Annotated in this window: 20 protein-coding genes; 7 read left to right on the forward strand and 13 right to left on the reverse strand. The window is 65.4% G+C overall.

Annotated elements, in window-relative coordinates:
- Entirely contained in the window at positions 1-693 is a 693-nt protein-coding gene (locus tag G6N36_RS16790; RefSeq protein ID WP_163687770.1) for a DUF6766 family protein, read from the reverse strand.
- Positions 671-1,378, reverse strand: coding sequence for a GAF and ANTAR domain-containing protein (locus G6N36_RS16795; protein WP_163687772.1), 708 nt, complete (start codon positions 1,376-1,378; stop codon positions 671-673). Before G6N36_RS16795 ends, G6N36_RS16790 begins: the two co-directional genes overlap by 23 nt.
- Positions 1,379-1,567: 189 nt before the next feature.
- Between G6N36_RS16795 and G6N36_RS16800 the strand changes: the two genes are divergently transcribed.
- The 4 genes from G6N36_RS16800 (at position 1,568) to G6N36_RS16815 (ending at position 5,756) form a co-directional block, all read left to right on the forward strand.
- Positions 1,568-2,782 (forward strand): acetyl-CoA acetyltransferase, encoded by a 1,215-nt coding sequence (locus tag G6N36_RS16800; RefSeq protein WP_163687775.1) that lies wholly within the window; start codon positions 1,568-1,570, stop codon positions 2,780-2,782.
- Position 2,783: 1 nt separating this feature from the next.
- On the forward strand, positions 2,784-4,307 hold the full coding sequence (locus G6N36_RS16805) for a carotenoid oxygenase family protein (protein ID WP_163687778.1): 1,524 nt from the start codon (positions 2,784-2,786) through the stop codon (positions 4,305-4,307).
- A 33-nt stretch (positions 4,308-4,340) separates the two neighbouring features.
- On the forward strand, positions 4,341-5,201 hold the full coding sequence (locus tag G6N36_RS16810; protein WP_163690727.1) for a winged helix-turn-helix transcriptional regulator: 861 nt from the start codon (positions 4,341-4,343) through the stop codon (positions 5,199-5,201).
- Between the two features lie 105 nt (positions 5,202-5,306).
- Entirely contained in the window at positions 5,307-5,756 is a 450-nt protein-coding gene (locus G6N36_RS16815; RefSeq protein ID WP_163687781.1) for an Hsp20/alpha crystallin family protein, read from the forward strand.
- An 82-nt stretch (positions 5,757-5,838) separates the two neighbouring features.
- On the opposite strand, the gene G6N36_RS16820 is transcribed toward G6N36_RS16815, so the two are convergent.
- The gene (locus tag G6N36_RS16820) at positions 5,839-6,435 is read right to left on the reverse strand and encodes a GNAT family N-acetyltransferase (RefSeq protein WP_163687784.1); all 597 of its coding nucleotides are present in this window, start codon (positions 6,433-6,435) and stop codon (positions 5,839-5,841) included.
- Entirely contained in the window at positions 6,432-6,869 is a 438-nt protein-coding gene (locus G6N36_RS16825) for a hypothetical protein (RefSeq protein WP_163687786.1), read from the reverse strand. The genes G6N36_RS16820 and G6N36_RS16825 overlap by 4 nt, the downstream gene beginning before the upstream one ends.
- A gap of 22 nt (positions 6,870-6,891) precedes the next feature.
- On the opposite strand from G6N36_RS16825, the gene G6N36_RS16830 reads away from it, so the two are divergent.
- Positions 6,892-7,338 carry a cupin domain-containing protein gene (locus G6N36_RS16830; RefSeq protein ID WP_163687789.1) on the forward strand — a complete coding sequence of 149 codons (447 nt, stop codon included), beginning with the start codon at positions 6,892-6,894 and terminating at the stop codon, positions 7,336-7,338.
- 4 nt (positions 7,339-7,342) lie between these two features.
- On the opposite strand, the gene G6N36_RS16835 is transcribed toward G6N36_RS16830, so the two are convergent.
- Positions 7,343-7,720, reverse strand: a complete 378-nt coding sequence (locus G6N36_RS16835; RefSeq protein ID WP_163687793.1) for an Hsp15 family ribosome-associated heat shock protein — start codon at positions 7,718-7,720, stop codon at positions 7,343-7,345.
- A 159-nt stretch (positions 7,721-7,879) separates the two neighbouring features.
- On the opposite strand from G6N36_RS16835, the gene G6N36_RS16840 reads away from it, so the two are divergent.
- Positions 7,880-8,536 carry an SDR family oxidoreductase gene (locus G6N36_RS16840; protein WP_163687796.1) on the forward strand — a complete coding sequence of 219 codons (657 nt, stop codon included), beginning with the start codon at positions 7,880-7,882 and terminating at the stop codon, positions 8,534-8,536.
- Here the strand turns inward: G6N36_RS16840 and G6N36_RS16845 are convergent.
- Positions 8,533-9,441, reverse strand: a complete 909-nt coding sequence (locus tag G6N36_RS16845) for an amidohydrolase family protein (RefSeq protein WP_163687801.1) — start codon at positions 9,439-9,441, stop codon at positions 8,533-8,535. The genes G6N36_RS16840 and G6N36_RS16845 overlap by 4 nt on opposite strands.
- Positions 9,442-9,445: 4 nt before the next feature.
- Between G6N36_RS16845 and G6N36_RS16850 the strand changes: the two genes are divergently transcribed.
- Positions 9,446-9,769, forward strand: a complete 324-nt coding sequence (locus G6N36_RS16850; protein ID WP_163687804.1) for a DUF1330 domain-containing protein — start codon at positions 9,446-9,448, stop codon at positions 9,767-9,769.
- A gap of 55 nt (positions 9,770-9,824) precedes the next feature.
- Here G6N36_RS16850 and G6N36_RS16855 read toward each other — a convergent pair whose 3' ends face one another.
- Genes G6N36_RS16855 through G6N36_RS16885 form a run of 7 tightly spaced genes read right to left on the reverse strand, consistent with a single transcriptional unit; the run spans position 9,825 to position 18,120 of the window.
- Positions 9,825-11,249, reverse strand: coding sequence for an aldehyde dehydrogenase family protein (locus G6N36_RS16855; protein ID WP_163687806.1), 1,425 nt, complete (start codon positions 11,247-11,249; stop codon positions 9,825-9,827).
- 28 nt (positions 11,250-11,277) lie between these two features.
- Positions 11,278-12,990, reverse strand: coding sequence for a thiamine pyrophosphate-binding protein (locus G6N36_RS16860; RefSeq protein WP_163687809.1), 1,713 nt, complete (start codon positions 12,988-12,990; stop codon positions 11,278-11,280).
- 19 nt (positions 12,991-13,009) lie between these two features.
- Complete coding sequence (locus G6N36_RS16865; RefSeq protein WP_179964802.1) at positions 13,010-13,957, reverse strand: acyl-CoA dehydrogenase family protein; 948 nt, start codon at positions 13,955-13,957, stop codon at positions 13,010-13,012.
- Positions 13,957-15,117, reverse strand: coding sequence for an acyl-CoA dehydrogenase family protein (locus tag G6N36_RS16870; RefSeq protein ID WP_163687812.1), 1,161 nt, complete (start codon positions 15,115-15,117; stop codon positions 13,957-13,959). The genes G6N36_RS16865 and G6N36_RS16870 overlap by 1 nt, the downstream gene beginning before the upstream one ends.
- Entirely contained in the window at positions 15,114-16,034 is a 921-nt protein-coding gene (locus G6N36_RS16875) for a Gfo/Idh/MocA family protein (protein WP_163687814.1), read from the reverse strand. Before G6N36_RS16875 ends, G6N36_RS16870 begins: the two co-directional genes overlap by 4 nt.
- On the reverse strand, positions 16,031-16,948 hold the full coding sequence (locus G6N36_RS16880) for an acyl-CoA dehydrogenase family protein (RefSeq protein ID WP_163690728.1): 918 nt from the start codon (positions 16,946-16,948) through the stop codon (positions 16,031-16,033). Before G6N36_RS16880 ends, G6N36_RS16875 begins: the two co-directional genes overlap by 4 nt.
- Positions 16,949-16,953: 5 nt before the next feature.
- On the reverse strand, positions 16,954-18,120 hold the full coding sequence (locus G6N36_RS16885; protein ID WP_163687816.1) for an acyl-CoA dehydrogenase family protein: 1,167 nt from the start codon (positions 18,118-18,120) through the stop codon (positions 16,954-16,956).
- Position 18,121 lies beyond the last annotated feature (1 nt).

The raw sequence follows: 18,121 nt of genomic DNA on the forward strand, positions 1-18,121 counted from the left end.
TCAAGCGCTCGTCTCACGGTGCGGATCGGCGACGGGTTTCGATTCGGCAGACCCGCGCTGGCGCAGGAAGATCGACAGTCCGATGATCGCCGCGACCGCAATGAACTCGCTCTGCCAGTTCTGCATCGACTCGAACCAGAACTGCGCGGTGGTCACGTACCGCCACATCGAGATCGCCGACTGCCCGTGCTGGAGCTGCTCCTCGTTGAAAGCGCTGACACCGCCAAGTGCGTGCAGCGCCCACGATGCAAAGAACAGCGCGAAGAACGCGATCACCAACGAATGCTCATAGACGGCCAGCGGCCATCCGCCGTGCCGCACAGGCCAAGGTGAACTCCGCTTGGCGGCTTCGCGGGGATCGGCATCCTGAGGTGCAGGCTTCTTCAACGGCTTGGACTCCGATGAGCCTTTCTGGTACAGCAACGCGGTCAGGACGACGTACATCCCCATCTGAAGAAACTCTGATTCCCAGTTCTCGAACGTCGCCTCGATGAAGTTCCCGGTGGTGAGGTATTGCAGCACCGAAAGCTGTTCGGGCGAACCGTGTTCGAGTTGTTCCTGGTTGTAGGTTGCGGCACCGGAAACGACCATGCCCGCGAAGAACACCGCGAAGAAACCGAGGCATGCCAGCAATAGTCCGTTCTCACGGACCCAGTCCCGCCAAGACCGATTAACCGCCGTCGCGCGAGTCATTACCGCTCCGAGTATCGATGACCCGTTGAGCAATGTCGGCCAGCCGAGTATTGCTGTCCTGCGAGAGCCGTCTGAGCATCTCGAACGCCCGCACGTCGTCGACGTTGTATCGCTCCATGATGATGCCCTTGGCCTGGCCGATTCGGTCCCTGGTGGTCAGCGCCGATTGCAATTGCTCACCCTGCCTACTCGCCAGAATCGCCGCAGCCGCGTGCGCGGCGAGAACAGTCGCGATGGTCTCATCCTCGCCGTCGAACGAATTCGCTTCGAAACTGAACATATTCAGCGCGCCAGCGGTCCGATCGGCGGTATACAGCTTGACCGACAGCCCACTGAGCACACCGAGCTCGACGACTGCGGGCGAATATTTCGGCCAGCGCTTCTCGGTCCGGAAATCGTCGGTGCGCACGATCAGATCGTCTATCGCAGCCTGCACGCAAGGCCCCTCGTCGAACTTCATCTGCAGGTCGTCGAGGGTGTGAGGTAGCTCGGAGGTGCCGGCCAGCGATTCGTACTTGCCGTTCCTGCCGACGAGCAGAACCCCCGCCGTGTCGACACCCGGAATCAGTTCTTTCGCCGTCTCGGTGACGTCGGACAAGACTTCGCCGACACTGCGAGGCGACGCGGCAGCGCGCGCCAACTCGGCCATGCGGCGAGCCAGGTCGTGGTTCCGTACGTCAGTCATCGCTACAGTCTTCCCAATCCAGCTGTCCGATACACGAACGTTTGCCATCTCACACAGCGGGCAGTCCCAGTAGAGGCTTGCGTGGTGGTCGACCTCTACGCACGGCCAAGGTTCCGTCGGTTCAGACCTGAGTGCCGACGGGGCCGACTTTCTAGAGTCACTCTCTTAATTGTAGTAACGTGACCATGCATGGGCGCCTCCAATGTCTGGATCCTCGGTGGGTATCAGAGTGATTTCGCCCGTAACCTCACCCGTGAGGGACACGATTTCGCCGACCTGACCTGCGAAGTCGTGGACTCCACACTCGCCTCCGCAAAGGTCGCCGCATCCGACATTGAGGTCGTACACCTGGGCAACGCCTTCGGCGAGATGTTCGCCAGGCAGGGCCACCTCGGCGCCATGCCCGCCACCGTCAACAGCGGCTTGTGGGACACGCCCGCGTCGAGGCACGAGGCCGCGTGTGCCTCGGGCAGTGTCGCGACACTGGCGGCTATCGCGGATCTCCGTTCGGGCGCATACCGAACCGCGTTGGTTCTGGGCGTCGAGCTGGAGAAGACGGTGCACGGCGACACCGCCGCCCAGTACCTCGGCGCGGCGGCGTGGACCGACCACGAGGGCGCCGGCGTCAAATTCATGTGGCCGCACATGTTCGACAGACTGGCCGCCGAGTACGACCGCCGCTACGGCATCGACGACGCGCACCTGCGCGCGATCGCCCAAGTCAACTTCGCCAACGCGCGCAACAACCCCAATGCGCAGACGCGAGGGTGGGCGGTTCCGGACCCGATCACCGCCGATGACGACGCGAACCCCGTAATCGACGGGCGCATCCGTCGCTTCGACTGCAGCCAGATGACCGACGGGGCCGCGGGCATCGTCCTCGTCACCGACGATTGGCTGCGCGACCACCCCGCCGCACGTCCGCTCGGACGAATCGACGGCTGGGGCCACCGCACCGTCGGCCTCGGCCTGCAGCAGAAACTCGACCATTCGGCCGACCACCCCTACGTGTTGCCCCACGTGCGCACGGCGGTGCTCGACGCGTTCGACCGGGCGCGCGTCACCCTCGATGACGTCGACGGCTTCGAGGTGCACGACTGCTTCACGCCGAGCGAGTATCTCGCGATCGACCACATCGGCCTCACCGGACCCGGCGAATCGTGGAAAGCCATCGAGAACGGCGAGATCGAGATGGGTGGGCTGCTGCCGATCAACCCCAGCGGCGGCCTGATCGGCGGCGGGCATCCCGTCGGCGCGTCCGGCGTGCGCATGCTCCTGGACGCCGCTAAGCAAGTCAGCGGCGGTGCGGGCGATTACCAGGTCGAGGGCGCAAAGACGTTCGGCACCTTGAACTTCGGCGGAAGCACCGCCACCACCGTCAGTTTCGTCGTGAGCGGAGTGTGAGATGAGTGTGAACGTGGAGGTCGTCGGGAAGTTTCTGTCGACGCTGCCAGAGGACGACGACCATCCGTACCGCACCGGACCGTGGCGCCCACAGACCACCGAGTGGGATGCCGACGATCTGCAGGCGGTCGAGGGCGAGATTCCGCACGACCTCGATGGCGTGTACCTGCGCAACACCGAAAACCCCCTGCACCCCGCGCTGAAGTTCTACCACCCGTTCGACGGCGACGGCATGGTGCACGTCGTCGGATTCCGTGACGGAAAGGCGTTCTACCGCAACAGGTTCGTGCGTACCGACGGTTTCGCCGCGGAGAACGAGGAGGGCGGCCCGTTGTGGCCGGGCCTCGCCGAACCGATCCAGCTCGCCAAACGCGACTACGGTTGGGGCGCACGGACGCTGATGAAGGACGCGTCGAGTACCGATGTGATCGTGCACCGCGGCACGGCCTTGACGAGCCACTACCAGTGCGGCGACATGTACCGCATCGATCCCTTCACTGGAAACACGTTGGGTAAGCAGGACTTCAACGGCGGGTTCCCCTTCGAATGGGGGGTTTCGGCGCACCCGAAGGTCGACGACCGCACCGGCGAGTTGCTGTTCTTCACCTACAGCAAGGAAGCGCCATACATGCGCTACGGCGTCGTCGACGCCGCCAATGATCTGGTGCATTTCACCGATATCCCGCTTCCCGGACCGCGACTCCCTCATGACATGGCGTTCACCGAAAACTATGCGATCCTCAACGACTTTCCGCTGTTCTGGGATCCGAAGCTGCTGCAGTCCGGCGTCCACTTCCCCGGTTTTCACCGAGATATGCCGTCCCGGTTCGCGGTCATCCCCCGCCGCGGCGGCCCCGAGGAGATCCGGTGGTTCGAAGCCGAACCAACCTTCGTCCTGCACTGGGTCAACGCCTACGAGGACGGCGATGAGATCGTCCTCGACGGCTTCTTCGAAGGTGACCCCACGCCGGTCGACACCCTGACCGGCGACAAGTACAAGAAGGCTTTCCGGTATCTCGCCCTCGACGGGTTGCAGACCAACCTTCATCGCTGGCGTTTCAACCTGGTCACCGGTGAGACGCGCGAAGAACGCCTGTCGGACTCCACGACCGAATTCGGCATGATCAACGGTGGCTACGCGGGCAGCGAGTACCGATACACCTATGCCGCAACGGGTAAGCCGGGATGGTTCCTGTTCGACGGCTTGGTGAAGCACGACGTTGCGACGGGCGCCGAGGAACGTTTCGCATTCGACGACGGCGTGTACGGCAGCGAGACCGCGATGGCACCGCGGGTGGGGAGCAGCGCCGAGGACGACGGTTACCTCGTGACGCTGACCACCGACATGAACGCCGACGCCTCGTACTGTCTGGTGTTCGACGCGGCCCGACTCACCGACGGACCGGTGTGCAAACTCGCACTGCCGGAAAGGATTTCCAGCGGCACCCACTCGACGTGGGCACCCGGCTCGGAGCTTCGGCGCTGGCGAGACACCGACACCGCGGCCGGCGCGGTCGGTCTGTAGGTGACCAAGCCGGACCCCAACGCCGTCGCACGCATGTTGGGGCTCCTCGGCGACGAGTGGACCCTGCTCGTCGTCCAACAGGCGCTCCTCGGGGCGGCCCGCTACGGCGACTTCCGCGCTCGGCTACCCATATCGAACTCCGTGCTGACGGCACGGCTGCGATTGTTGACCGGTGAAGCGCTGCTCAAAAGCCGTTCCTATCAATCGAATCCACCGCGTTCGGAATACGTCATCACCGAGCGCTCCCGATCGCTGTGGCCGGTGCTGCTGTCGATCTGGGAGTGGGAACGCCACTGGGTGCCCGACCACGACGATCCCCTGCCCGGCATGCGTCACGCATCGTGCGGCGGCGACTTCGCACCGGTGGTCACGTGCGGCTCATGCGGAGAGGCTGCGAGCGAGAAGGACGTCGTCGCACAGTGGGGTCCGAGCGGCTCATGGTCGCGGTCGATTCCAGTGGCGGCGACACGACGACGGTCGGCGTCCGATCAGTCCGCAGGGTTATTCCCTCAGACGATGAGCGTCATGGGCAACCGATGGGGATTCGCGCTGTTGGTCGCCGCGTTCGTGGGGATGAGTCGGTTCACCGATTTCCAGACGCAGCTGGGCGCACCCCCGGGCTCGATCGCCGACCGGCTGGCGACCTTCACGGCCAACGGGGTGTTCGAGATGTCCGACAACCGATACCGCCTGACCGAGAAGGGGCGGGCGCTGTTTCCGGTCCTGGTGACCGCCCTGCAGTGGGCGCAGCGCTGGTACCAGTCACCCGAGGGGCCCGCGGTCGCCCTCGCCCACACGGCGTGTGGCCGCCAGTTCGTTCCAGTCCTGACCTGCGATCAGTGCTCCGAACCACTGCGCGGCGCGCATGTCGCCGCGGTCGAGAAAACTAGCTGAAAAGTTCTGGCACTCTCGGCATGCGAGTGCTAATCTCGCAGGTGCACAGTGATTTGGTCGCCCGCCAGGGTGGCGGGCTCTGAACGATTGAGGAGGTGGATTGCTGTGCTGCGTTTTGATCCGTTCAGTGACCTTGATGCGTTGACCCGGGGCTTGCTGACCAGCCAGACCGGATCGAATCGGACCCCTCGGTTCATGCCGATGGACCTCTGCAAGATCGATGATCATTACGTCCTGACCGCCGACCTGCCCGGTATCGATCCCGGTTCGGTGGATGTCGACGTCGACAGCGGCACCCTCACGATCTCCGCGCATCGCACCGCCCGTTCAGAGGACGCCGTCCAGTGGTTGGCGAACGAGCGGTTCTTCGGCACCTACCGCAGGCAGCTTTCCCTCGGGGAAGGCATCGATGCATCGGCGATTTCGGCGACCTACGAGAACGGCGTGCTGACCGTGACGATCCCGGTCGCCGAGCGCGCGAAGCCGCGCAAGATCGAGGTCGCCCATAGCGGCAGACAACAGTCGATCGAGCCGACCACCGTCGAGTCCGAGTAGCCACTACATCGAGACTGCGGGCAGATCGCGATTCAGCTCGAAACCGCGATCTGTCCGCGGTTTCGGCGCACCCGAGAGCGGCTCACGTGTGACGGTCCAGCCGGTACCGCAGGTTGTTGCGCACCGACGGCCATTCGATATCCAGAATCGAGTACACGACGGTGTCGCGCCGCGATCCGTCGGCCAGCAACTGGTTACTGCGCAACACACCATCGAGCTTGGCGCCTAGGCCCTCGATCGCTCTCCGGCTGGCGAAGTTGAAGAAGTGCGTCCGGAATTCGACTGCGACACAATCCAACTCATCGAAGGCGTGGCCGAGCATCAGCAGCTTCGTCTCACTGTTGACCCCGCTGCGCCGGGCCGATTCCACGTACCACGTGTTGCCGATCTCGAGTCTCCGGTTGGCCGGGTCCACGTTCATGAAGCTCGACGAGCCGACGAACGAGCCGTCCAGGCGACGCACGACCATGGTCAGCCCCGTATCCGGCGTCTGCACCGCCAGCCGGGCGTCGACCCATCGCTCGACCGCCTCCGGGGCCGGCGCCGCGGTGAACCACAGGCTACCGAGCTCACCGTCGGCCGCAGCCGCTTTGATCTCCGGAACATGTTCTGAGCTAAGGGGTTCCAGCTTGACCCAGCGGTCCCCGGTCAGCGTGACCGGTTCGACGAACCCGCTCATGACGTTCTCACAGTGGCCGCCGACCACGCGGCGACCATCGTCATCACCGACAGTACCGCCGCCACGATAGCCACCGCGACTCCGACATAGAGTCCGAATCCCGCCGACACCGGCGTGTACACGTAGAGCCGGTAGTAGAACGCCGTGAGGACCACCAGCAACACCGAAATGGCCAGCGCCGCCGACGATGCCACTCGGGCCGACAACCCCCGCGCCGCCATCGCTCCCGCCACGATCAAGGTCGCTGACAGCAGGACGATGAGCTGACCGACGCCGAAGCCGGATAACCGGTTCCGCAACTCATCCATATCACCCACCACGCCGCCGACCGCGCTGGCGCGAGCACCGTCAGCCGTCAACCAGGGCATCCACGCATTGACCACAAGAACCGTCGCGCACAGTGCGACCAGCCATCCGGGACGCAGGCGCGACATGCGTGAAGACTACGGTATGACGATGACCGAACTTCCCGACTGGGCGCGCCACATAGACATGGCTCCTCACCCCGAGGGCGGCTATTTCAAGGAGACCTGGCGCAGCGAGTTGACGGTGCCCCAATCGGCACTTCCACTGGATTACAACGGCCCGCGTAACGCGGGGACGGCCATCCTGTTCCTCCTGATGCCGGACCAGCAGTCGGCATGGCACACCGTGCGCAGTGCCGAGCTGTGGCTGTATCACTCCGGCGGGCCGCTGCTCCTCGAGTTCGGTCCCGAACAGGACACCGCCACAACACATCTACTCGGCTCGGACATCATGGGTGGCGAGAGCCCGCAGATCATCGTGCCGCCGGGGCACTGGCAGCGCGCCCGCCCGCGTGACGATCAGCCCTGCCTTGTCAGCTGTGTCGTGGTCCCGGGATTCGACTTCGCCGACTTCGCTCTCGGAGCCCCAGCCGACTGATTCGTCAGACCCGGCCGGCGCGCAGCTTGTCCAGCCGTCGCCGGTCCCGCTTCGTCGGCCTGCCCGCGCCACGATCGCGGACGGCGATCGCGATCGTCTCGGTGGGCTCGGGTTTGGGCGTTCGGTCCAGGAAGCACGTCGCCGCATCGGCGGCGCCCACCCGCTTCTGGATCACCCGCACCACCTCGACCACCCGCATGGTCTGGCCCACCAGTGCGCGTACCTCGTCACCCGGCGACACCGTGGTGGCGGGTTTCGCGGGACGACCGTTCACCCGCACGTGTCCACCCCGGCAGGCGTCGGCGGCGTCCGGCCGCGTCTTGACGAGCCGGACCGACCACAGCCATCTGTCCACGCGGGTCGATTCCACGCCTTCAATCATGGACCAGGTGGTGAACCACGCACCGGGCCGATTCGTCGTATTACGAGAACGCACCGCAACCGCAGCCTTATTGTGACCTTATGGAAGCCTTATTTTTCTTAAGAATTCGTGTACCGTAGGCGTCGGGCTCACGCACTGCAGCCATGGAAGGAAGGCGACATGCAACACGCACCTGCACGGATCGTCCTGGTCACCGGCGGATCGCGGGGTATCGGCGCGGAGATCGCCCGACAACTCGCCAGCCCCGACACCCATGTCGTGGTGAACTTCCGCAAGCGAGCCGAGCGAGCCGAATCCATCGCTCAGGCCATCCGTGACGCCGGTGGCCACGCATCAACGCTGCGCGCCGACATCTCCGACGAGGCCGAGTGCGCGGCCATGATCGACACCATCTCGCATCGCTTCGGTCGTCTGGACGCCGCCATCCTCAACGCATCCGTCGGTCCCGAAGCGGGCGATGATCTCGGAAACGCGAAACGTCTCAACCGCGATGCACAGCGCCGCATCGCGTTGAAGACCGTGCCCCTGATGCCGGCCGGCGGACGCATCGTGTTCGTCACGAGCCACGCGGCCCATTTCTTTCCCCATCGCGCGGTGCCCAAGGGGCAGACCGCCGTTGCCGCGAGCAAGTGGGCAGGCGAAACCGCTTTGTATGCGTTGCGTTCGGAATTCCGCCGTGCCGGAGTGCATTTCACGGTGGTCTCCGGTGACAGCGCAGACGCGGCGTTCGCCGCTGCAATCGCCAACGCCGCCAGCACCCCGAACCCGTCCGGAATCGTGTACGTCGGCGGCGCTGATTCGCTGAAGATCGCCTAGTCCAGCGACGAGATGCCCAGCACTCGTAAGGCGTTTTCTTTGTAGATCAGCGACACCACCGCCGGATCGACATCGAGCTCCTCGAAGTCCCGACGCCAGCGGTCCAACTGGATGTACGGGTAGTCCGTTCCGAACAGCACCTTCGTCCGCAGTTGCCGGCTCGCGGCGCGCACCAGTTGCGGCGGAAAGTACTTCGGCGACCAGCCCGAGAGATCGATGTAGACATTGGTCTTGTGCGTGGCGATCGCGATCTGCGAGTCGACCCAGGGCACCGCCGGGTGCGCCATCACGATCGTCATCTCCGGGAAATCGGCGGCGACGTCGTCCAGCAGCATCGGATCCGAGTACCGCAGTTTGATGCGGTGCCCGCCGGGCAGTCCCGCGCCCATCCCCGTCTGCCCGGTGTGAAACAGCGCGGGCACGCCGGCCTCGGCGATCGCCTCGTAGATCGGGTAGAACTTCCGGTTGTTCGGTTCGAAGGCCTGCATGCTCGGGTGGAATTTGAAGCCCTTCACCCCGTAGTCGCGGACGAGTTCGTGGACGCGATGCACCGCGCGGCGCTCATGCCACGGGTCGACGCTGCCGAACGGGATCAGCACGTCGTTGTTGCGCACCGCGCCCGCGATGAGGTCTTCGATCGAGTTGGGTATGTGCCGCATTCCGGTGCGCGCGTCGACGGTGAAGACGACCGCCGCGGTGTTGTGCCGCCGGTATTCGTCGGCCAGCGCGTCGACGCTCGACAGCGCGCCGGGCCCACGTTTGAAGTACTTGCCCACCGCGTCGACCAGCGCGTCGTCGTACGCCTTGTGGCCGTGCGCGTCGACCTCGACGTGAGTGTGAATGTCGATGGCCGCGACCTTGTCGAAATCGATCGCATATTCGTACTTTTCGCCCTGTACCGTCACCCACGTGACGATATACGCGCTGAACCTCTTCGATATCGCCGATCGCGACGAGTACCTCGCCTACTCGAAACGCTCTCCCCAAGAGGTCGCCAAGCACGGCGGCCGCGTCGTCGCGCTCGGGCAGTTCAACGACGCGATGCTGGGCGACATCGAACCGCGCAAGGTGCTGATCCTCGTCGAATGGGACTCACGCGAGGCATTCGACAGTTACTGCGACGACCCTGAACTCGCCGATCTGCACGCACACCGGGAGAACGGGTCGTCGTCCTACATCTGGCACCTCTTCGACCGCCTTGACGATCTGCGGCCGCTGCTCAAAACCGAGTGATTTCGGTGCGCTAACGATCGCTCAGCGACTTGTTTGCGCACCGAAATCGCAGGTGCTAGGCCGGTGAATAGCCCAGGGCGCCCTTGATCTCGAGGTACTCGTCGAAGCCGAACTCGCTCCATTCGCGACCGTTGCCGCTGCGCTTGTAGCCACCGAACGGCGTGTTCAGGTCGAACGCGTGGTTGATGGCGACCTGGCCGGCCCGGATCCGGCGCGCCACCGCACGCGCCGCCTCGATGTCGGCGGCCGCGACGTAGCCCGCCAGCCCGTACTCGGTGTCGTTGGCGATCTCGATCGCCTGATCGATGTCGTCGTATTCGAGGATGCACAACACCGGCCCGAAGATCTCCTCGCGCGCGATCGTCATGTCGTTGGTGACGTCGGCGAACACCGTTGGCCGGACGTAGTAGCCGGTGTCCAGGCCCTCGGGCCGACCGGGGCCACCGGCGACGACCGTCGCGCCCTCCTCGATGCCCTTCTGGATCAGCCCCTGGATCTTGTCGAACTGGGCTTTGGACGCCACGGGCCCGATCGCCGACTTGTCCTCGGGGTCACCGACCTTGACCTGCTCGGCGGCCGCCTTGGCCGCGGCGATGGCTTCGTCCCTACGGGACTTCGGCACCAACATGCGCGACGGCGCGTTACAGCTCTGACCCGAGTTCGGCATCATCGCAGCCACACCGGCCGCGACGTTCTGCGCGAAGTTCTCGTCGTCGAGGACGATGTTCGGGCTCTTGCCGCCGAGTTCCTGGGTCACCCGCTTCACCGTCGCCGCGGCGTTGCGGGCGACGTCGATGCCGGCCCGCGTCGAGCCGGTGAAGGACACCATGTCGATGTCCGGGTGGCTGGACAGAGCGGCACCGACGCCTGCGCCCTCGCCGAACACCATGTTGTACACACCGGCGGGCGTGCCGGCGGCGTCCATGATCTCGGTGAAGATCTGCCCGGAGTACGGCGCGACCTCCGACGGCTTGAGCACCATCGTGCAGCCGGTGGCCAGCGCCGGGAACACCTTGCAGGCGATCTGGTTGATGGGCCAGTTCCACGGCGTGATCAGACCGCACACCCCGATCGGCTCCTTGAAGATCATCGCCGCGCCGCGTGGGACTTCGAACTCGAAATTCTTCAGCGCGTCGATGGCACCGTTGAGATGCCCCATCCCCATGTAGACCTGGGCGCCGGAGGCCAGCGACGGCGGCGCGCCCATCTCCTCGGACACCGCCTCACCGAGATCCGCGGAACGCTTCTGATACTCGGCCAGGATCGCCTGCAACAGATCGAGGCGCTCTTCGCGACTGCTCACCGACCAGGTGGCGAATGCTTTTCTCGCGGCTTTCACCGCATTGTCGACGTCGGCGGCCCCGCCGATCGCGATCTTGCCCGACACCTGCTCGGTGGTCGGGTTGTCGACGTCGAGCGTCTTCGGCTCGACCGGGTCGACCCACTTGCCGTCGATATAGAACTTCAGATATTCGCGCATGACTTGCACTCTTCCTTAACGCGGGCTGTTACTGGGTGCCTTCTGCATACCAGGTACGGAATCGGTCGTACTTCGGCATCTCCTCGGAGTTGGCCTTCGGATCGATACACACGTGCACCACACCGACTTTGCCGCTGGCGTAGGCGCGGGCGATGGCCGGACCGATCTCGTCTTCCTTCTCCACGTACTCCCCGTGGCAGCCGAAACCCTCGGCGATCTTGTCCATCCGGACGTCCTTACTCCAGTGCACACCGGGCTGCGGCGACGGCTGGGAGAACGTGCGCTTGTACACGCCGACCTCCAGGCCCCACTGATGATCGACGCCCACGACGCAAACCAGGGGAAGACCCTCTCGCGCGGCGGTCTCGAGCTCGGCGATGTGGAAGAGGAACGCGGAATCGCTTGTCAGCAGCATCACCGGACGCTTGCGTCCCTCGGCCACCGACGCCCCCACCGCGTACGGCAGTCCGGTACCGAGATGGCCGAAATTCTGATTCCAGATCACGTCGCGCGGCTTGGACTGCGAATACGTCCACTGGAAGATGACCGTCGCGCCGCCGTCGCGGACCATGATGCCGTCGTCGAGTTCGTTGAACGCCTTGGTGGCCTCGACGACGTAGCGCGCCGGGTGAATCGGCGAGCGTCCCGATGGTGCAGATGTGGCGAGTTCCGCCAGTTCTTCGGAATCGGCTTTGACGAGCTTGTCGAGGTTCGCCGACGGGGCACGCGGGGTATCCTTCAGCGCCTCGACGAGCTGCGGCACAACACCGCGCAGATCGCCGACCAGCGGCACGTCGAACTGACGATTGACGCCGATGGCTGCCGGATCCTGTTCGACGTAAACCCATTTGCGATTGGCGTCGTTACCGGCCCAGTGCTGGGTCCGGCCGTAGTGCATGGGCTCACCGAGTTCGGTCCCCAACGCGACGCATAGGTCGGATTCCTCGACGGCCTCGTTGGCGGCCGGGGAGAACAAGTAGGGGAAGGTCCGGTCCTGCAGTCCCGGGATGTACGACGTACCACCGGAGGTCTGGATGACGGGACAGTTCATCAGCTCCGCCAGCTCTTTGACCTCCTGCTGGGTGCGCGACGTGTGCACGCCGTGGCCCACCAACAGGACCGGACTTTTCGCCTCGCGGATCAGCTTGGCAGCCGCTGCGATCTCAGGTGCGCCCGCACCCTGGTTGACGAGGCGATACCGGTTGGGCGGCAGGGGTTCCGGGACGTCGAGCTCCTCGAGTATGACGTGCGACGGGAACTCGATGTACGACGGACCGGGCGTGCCGGACATCGAGCGACGGATGGCCTCCCGGATGATCTCGTCGGTCTGGTCGGCGTACTCGATCGAGCTGCTGTACTTCACGGAGTTCGCGAAAAGCGGTTCCTGCTGCACGAATTGGATACGGCCGCGACGCACGCGACGTTCGGTGACGCGGGCGCGCTGGCCACCGAGGAAGATCACCGGCGAGTTCTCCACCAAGGCGCACTGGATGGCGCCCCCGATGTTCGCCATACCCGGACCGAGCGTGCCGATACAGACGCCGGGCCTGCCGGTCATCCGCGACGCCGCCTCCGCCATGAAGCCGGCGCTCAACTCGTGGTGGGGCGCAACGACCGACCATCCGCGTGCGTCCGCCTCGGAGAACATGTGCACGAAGTTGGGGTCCGGGATGCCGAACAGCGTGTTGACGCCCTCGGCCTCGAACAGATCGAGAATGCGTTTGTAGACGGGTACACCCATGTGGAACTCCTTGATTTCCTTAGAGATAGCGTTGCGCCAAGTGCTTGCGGTGCGCAGCCGGCGAGCCGAACAGTGAACGGTTGAGAGCGGCCCGTTTGAGGAACACGTGGATGCCGCTCTCCCACGTGTAACCGATGCCGCCGTGCAGCTGCATGGCCTTGCCCGCGATGTCGACGGCCGATCCGCAGGCGTACGACTTGGCCATCGCGGCGGCCACATCGGCGTCGGGTCGGTCGTCGACAACGGCTTGCACCGCCGCGCCGACGAGCTGGCGCGAGACCGAGATGGTGACGAGCATGTCGGCGCAGGCGTGCTTGACGGCCTGGAACGAGCCGATGGGCCTGCCGAACTGCTCACGGACCTTCGCATAGCCCACCGTCGCGTCCAGCATCGCTTCCGAGATGCCCAGACTGTCGCAGGCGACGGCGACCGCGGCGCGTTCGCGTAGGCGACGGATAGCGCGAGCGGTATCGCCGTCGAACGAGAGCACCTCTGCGTTGTCCGCCGCCGTGACTGTGGCCAGTCTGCGCGTCTCATCGAGCACCGGCCGCGCGGTGACGGTCGGCGCGGTGACAGCGACTCCTTCGTCGCTCACCACGAGGACCTTGTCGGCACCCGCGGCATCGGGCACGAAGGCCGAATCCAGCGCGACGGCCACCCGTATCACGCCCGATGCCATGTCGGTCAGCAGTTGGTCCCGAGTCTCGCTGGGCTGCAATGTGTTCAGGGCGCCGACGGCAAGGACCGCACTACCCAGGTAGTGGTTGGCGCTGGCAGCACGCCCGATCTCCCGGCACAAGACCGCGGTTTCCGCGAACGTCGCGCCCGCACCGCCGAACTCCTCGGGCACCTCCAGCCCGACCCACCCCGCGTCGACGAGGACCGGCCAGTCCACTGCGCGATCCTTGGCCAGCAGGTCGCCTGCGACCGAGCGCAGCTCGTCGTGAAACTCCGAATAGTCGGCCATCAGACGGCACTCGGTTCTCGCGGCAGCCCGAGCCCGCGCTCGCCGATGATGGTGCGCTGGATCTCGCTCGCCCCACCGGGGATCGTCCACTCCCACGACCCGATGAAGTCGAGCATCCAGGCACCGGACTCCCAGCCGCTCGACATTGGCTTCGTCAACTCGGTGTGCGCGGCCAGTCCCCCGACCTCGGCGCCGAAATCCGTCATCCGCTGCAGCAGCTCGCTGTAGAACAGCTTGACAATGGATGCGTCGGCGGGGTCCGCCGAGCCTGACTCGTTATCTTCGACCACCTTTCGGCACATGCCGCGCAGTCCGGCGATCTCGATTTCGAACTGTGCCAGCCGGTCGGCCACGATGGGATCGTCGACTGGGCAGCTTTCCAGCAGCCAGCGGAAGCCCGCGTTGCCGAGACGTTCGGCGAGCTCGAGCATCGTCATGCCCCGCTCGGCACCCAACGTCGCCTGGGCGACCTGCCAGCCGTGGTTCTCGTCCCCGACGAGGTTGGCGGCCGGAATTCGCACATCGTTGAGGAACACCTCGCAGAAGTGCGAATCCCCGATCGCGTTGCGGATCGGCCGCACTTCGACTCCGGGCGTCGCCATGTCCAGCAGGAAGTACGAAATGCCTTTGCGCTTGGGGGCATCAGGATCAGTGCGAGCCAGCAGCAGGCACCAGTCGGCGTGCATGCCGCCGCTGGCCCACAGCTTCTGGCCGTTGACGACGAAGGTGTCGCCCTCGCGTCGTGCTGTGGTGCGCAGGCTCGCCAGGTCGGACCCGGCCTCGGGTTCGGAGAAGCCCTGCACCCAGATCTCTCCGTCGAGGATCGCGGGTAGGTGTCGACGGCGCTGTTCGTCGGTGCCCGCAACGAGGAGGGTCGACGCGGCGTGGTGGATTCCGACGAACGCGAGCACCAGCCGCGGCGCATCGTGGGCGGCCAGTTCCTGGTACAGCACGACCTGTTCGGGCACCGAAATCCCGCCGCCCCATTCGCGCGGCCAGTGCGGGACGGCGTAGCCGGCGCTGTGCAGCGTCGCGAACCACGACTTCTGGAAGGCGATGAATTCCTCGGCGGTGGCGCCGCTTTGGGTCTGCCGCCAATCCGGCGGGATGTGCTCGATGCACCACGCGTGCACGGTGTCGCGGAAGTCGTCCAGGCTCATGATGCGGTCACCCGGAGTCTGTCCATCGCGTGTGCGACCGCCACACCGTCGTCGAACGACGGGGCGATCTGTGTGCCGGTTCGTACCGCCTCCACGACGTCACTCAGGAACGCCGTCAGCGCCGGGGGCGGAGATCTCCTTGGCGCCGACGGGAATTCGAACGTCTGCGATTCCGCACCGGGTCGATGCACGACCAGTGTCGTGTCCCCGGTCAGCTCGAGCGAACCGTCGCTGCCCAGCAGCGTCGCGCGTGGAGCGAGGGAGACCGCCCCGGCGAAGCCGGTGTCGTGCGCGGCGGTGCAGCCGTTCGCCATCGTGAACCATGCCGAATACGCATCTTCGGCGGTGGCCTCGGGTGGCGACCCGTCGATCCGGGTCACGCCGCCACAGTCGGTGACCTCGCTGTCGAACAGCCAGCGCGTGAAGTCGATCAGGTGGGAGCCGTAGGCGCCGATCCATCCACCGCCGAGCTCACGGTCATTGATCCAGCCGTACTTGCGACCGCGCAATCCGCTGCCGTAGAACGTCCAGCTCAAATGGATTGGTGTGCCGATGATTCCATCGTCGACCAGCCGCTTGATCTTCGCCCAGGACTCGTTGTAGCGGAACTCGAAGTTCAGGAAGTTCAATACCCCGGTGACACGGGCCCGTTCGCGCATTGACTCCGCCTCTTCGGCGTTGCGGCCGAACGGCTTGTCACACAGCACTGCGTGCCCGTGGTCGAGTGCGGCGTTCACATGATCGACGTGCATGAAGGGCGGCGAGTGCACCGAGACGAGGGCGACGTCGGAGGCGAATGCGGTCTTCACCGCCGCCTCGTCGCGCGGGCTGACGACCTCGACGTCGAGCCCCAGACTTTCATACACAGGGGCGGCCGCGTGCTTGCCGAAGCCGGTTCCGATCACGACGACCTTCATGCGAACAGGCCCGTCAATCCGGATCCACCCACGCGTCGGGTCAACTCGTCGCGCGTGGCGGAAAGGCCGAGCGGCAATCGACGCAGCGGCTGGCTGTAACGCGACAGCCACGACAGCGTGGTCTCGTCGCAGAATCCGACCGCACCGTGCAACTGATGGCACACCCGGAAGACGATCTCCGCTGCCTCGATCGCCGACATCCGCAGCGCCAACGCGTCGTTGAGCGCGTCCGGTTGGCCGCTGCCGATACTCCACAGCGCGTACTTGGCGAGAATGTCCAACCCACTGCGCTCGACCTCGGCGTCGGTCAATTGGAACTGCACACCCTGGAACGACGACAGCGTCTGCCCGAACTGCTTGCGCAGGCTCACGTGCGAGACGGTCAGTTCGATCGCACGGTCGAGCATGCCGAGCAGCGTCCAGCACGGCAGTACCAGTCCGAGCGCCACGTCGGCCGCGCCGCCATCGTCGATCGCAGACAGTGTCACCTCGGTGACGAATCCCGGGCCTGCGCCGCCGATACCTGCGACCGTCGATCGAGCTCCGTCCAGCGTTACTGCGGCCCAACGTGATTCGAGGCCAGCGAGCGCACCGGACGGACGTGTACGCGCGACCACGATCAGACCGTCGGCGTCGAGGTCGGTCGGTGCCGCCAGCCGTTCGGCGACCGGGTAGGGCACCGCCCAGTAACCGGCGCTGCGGCAGAGTGCGGCGGCGGCCTCGAGGCCGTCGGCGTCATTGCGGGGATCGAGTTCCCACGCGCCGAGTCCGGCGAGCACCGGCCCCGCCAGCGACTCACGGATGGCGGGTTTGGCCTCGGCCTGTTGCACGAGTTGGTCGCCGCCCGCAGCTTCGAACGCGCGAAGAGCCTGACGGCCATACTCTTTGGCGTCGTCGGAGAGGTCTAGGATCATGTCGCTCATCTGGCGGCCGCCAGCAGGCTGCGTGACAGCAGGATGCGCTGCATTTCGATGCTGCCGGAGGACACGGTGGAGGCCTGCGAGTATTTCCAATGGTCCTCGACCTCGCCGAGAAACCATGCCGCGCGCGGGTCGTCGTGCGAGACCTCTGCCGCGATGTCCATCAGCACCTCAGCGCTGTCCTGGTCCAGCTTGGTGACGGCGATCCGGTAGGCCGCCGCGTCGCCGGGCTGGATACGTCCGCTGCTTTGCAGCGAGACCACGCGGTACGCCATCAGGCGCGCCCGGCGGCAGTGTGTCAGCATCCGCACCCAGCGTCCGCGCAGTTCGGTGGACAGGTCGTCCCAGCGGTCCCCGAGAACCGTTGGGGCGGAGGCCAGTAGACGCTCGCAGCGGGCATACCGGGCGATCCCGACCCGTTCGAAGGACATCACGTCCTGCACGATCGACCAGCCGGCATCGACGGTGCCGAGCACGTCGGCCCCGGTGACCCGCAGGTCGTCGAAGAACACCTCGTTGAGGTGGTGCGGGCCCATCATGCAGCGGATCGGTCGCACCTGAATTGCCGGATCGTCCATCGGCACCAGGAAGATCGTCAGGCCCTGTTGTTTTTTGTGGGTTGCTCCGTCTCCAACCTTCGACGTCCTCGCCAGCAGGAAGCACCACTGAGCCATAGTCGCGTAAGAGGTCCAGATCTTCTGCCCGCTGACCAACCAACCGTCGCCGTCGCGTCGTGCAGTCGTGCGCAGTGACGCGAGATCCGAGCCCGCTTCGGGTTCGGAGAATCCCTGACACCAGATGACCTCGCCGCGCGCGATGGGCGGCAGATGTGTCTGCTGTTGGTCGGGGCTGCCGTGCCGCATGATGATCGGCCCGACCCAGTTCACTCCCATGTACTGGGCTCCGCGCGGTTCGTGGTGCGCCCACATCTCCTCGCGCACGACCGTCTGCTCCCACACCGATGCGGCGCCTCCGCCGAACTCCTCGGGCCAGGACAGGCACAGCAGGTTGCGTTCGGCCAGCAGTCTGCAGAACGCCTGGGCGGTCTCCAGGTCGGCGGGATCGTCGGTGAAGGCACCCAGAAAGTGTTCGGGTACATTGCTGTTCACCAGCTCGCGCAGCTCTGACCTCAGCGCATCGGCCTTCTGCCCCATCTGGAAATCCATG

This window comes from Mycolicibacterium gadium, assembly GCF_010728925.1.
In the GTDB taxonomy this organism is placed as follows: Bacteria; Actinomycetota; Actinomycetes; order Mycobacteriales; family Mycobacteriaceae; genus Mycobacterium; species Mycobacterium gadium.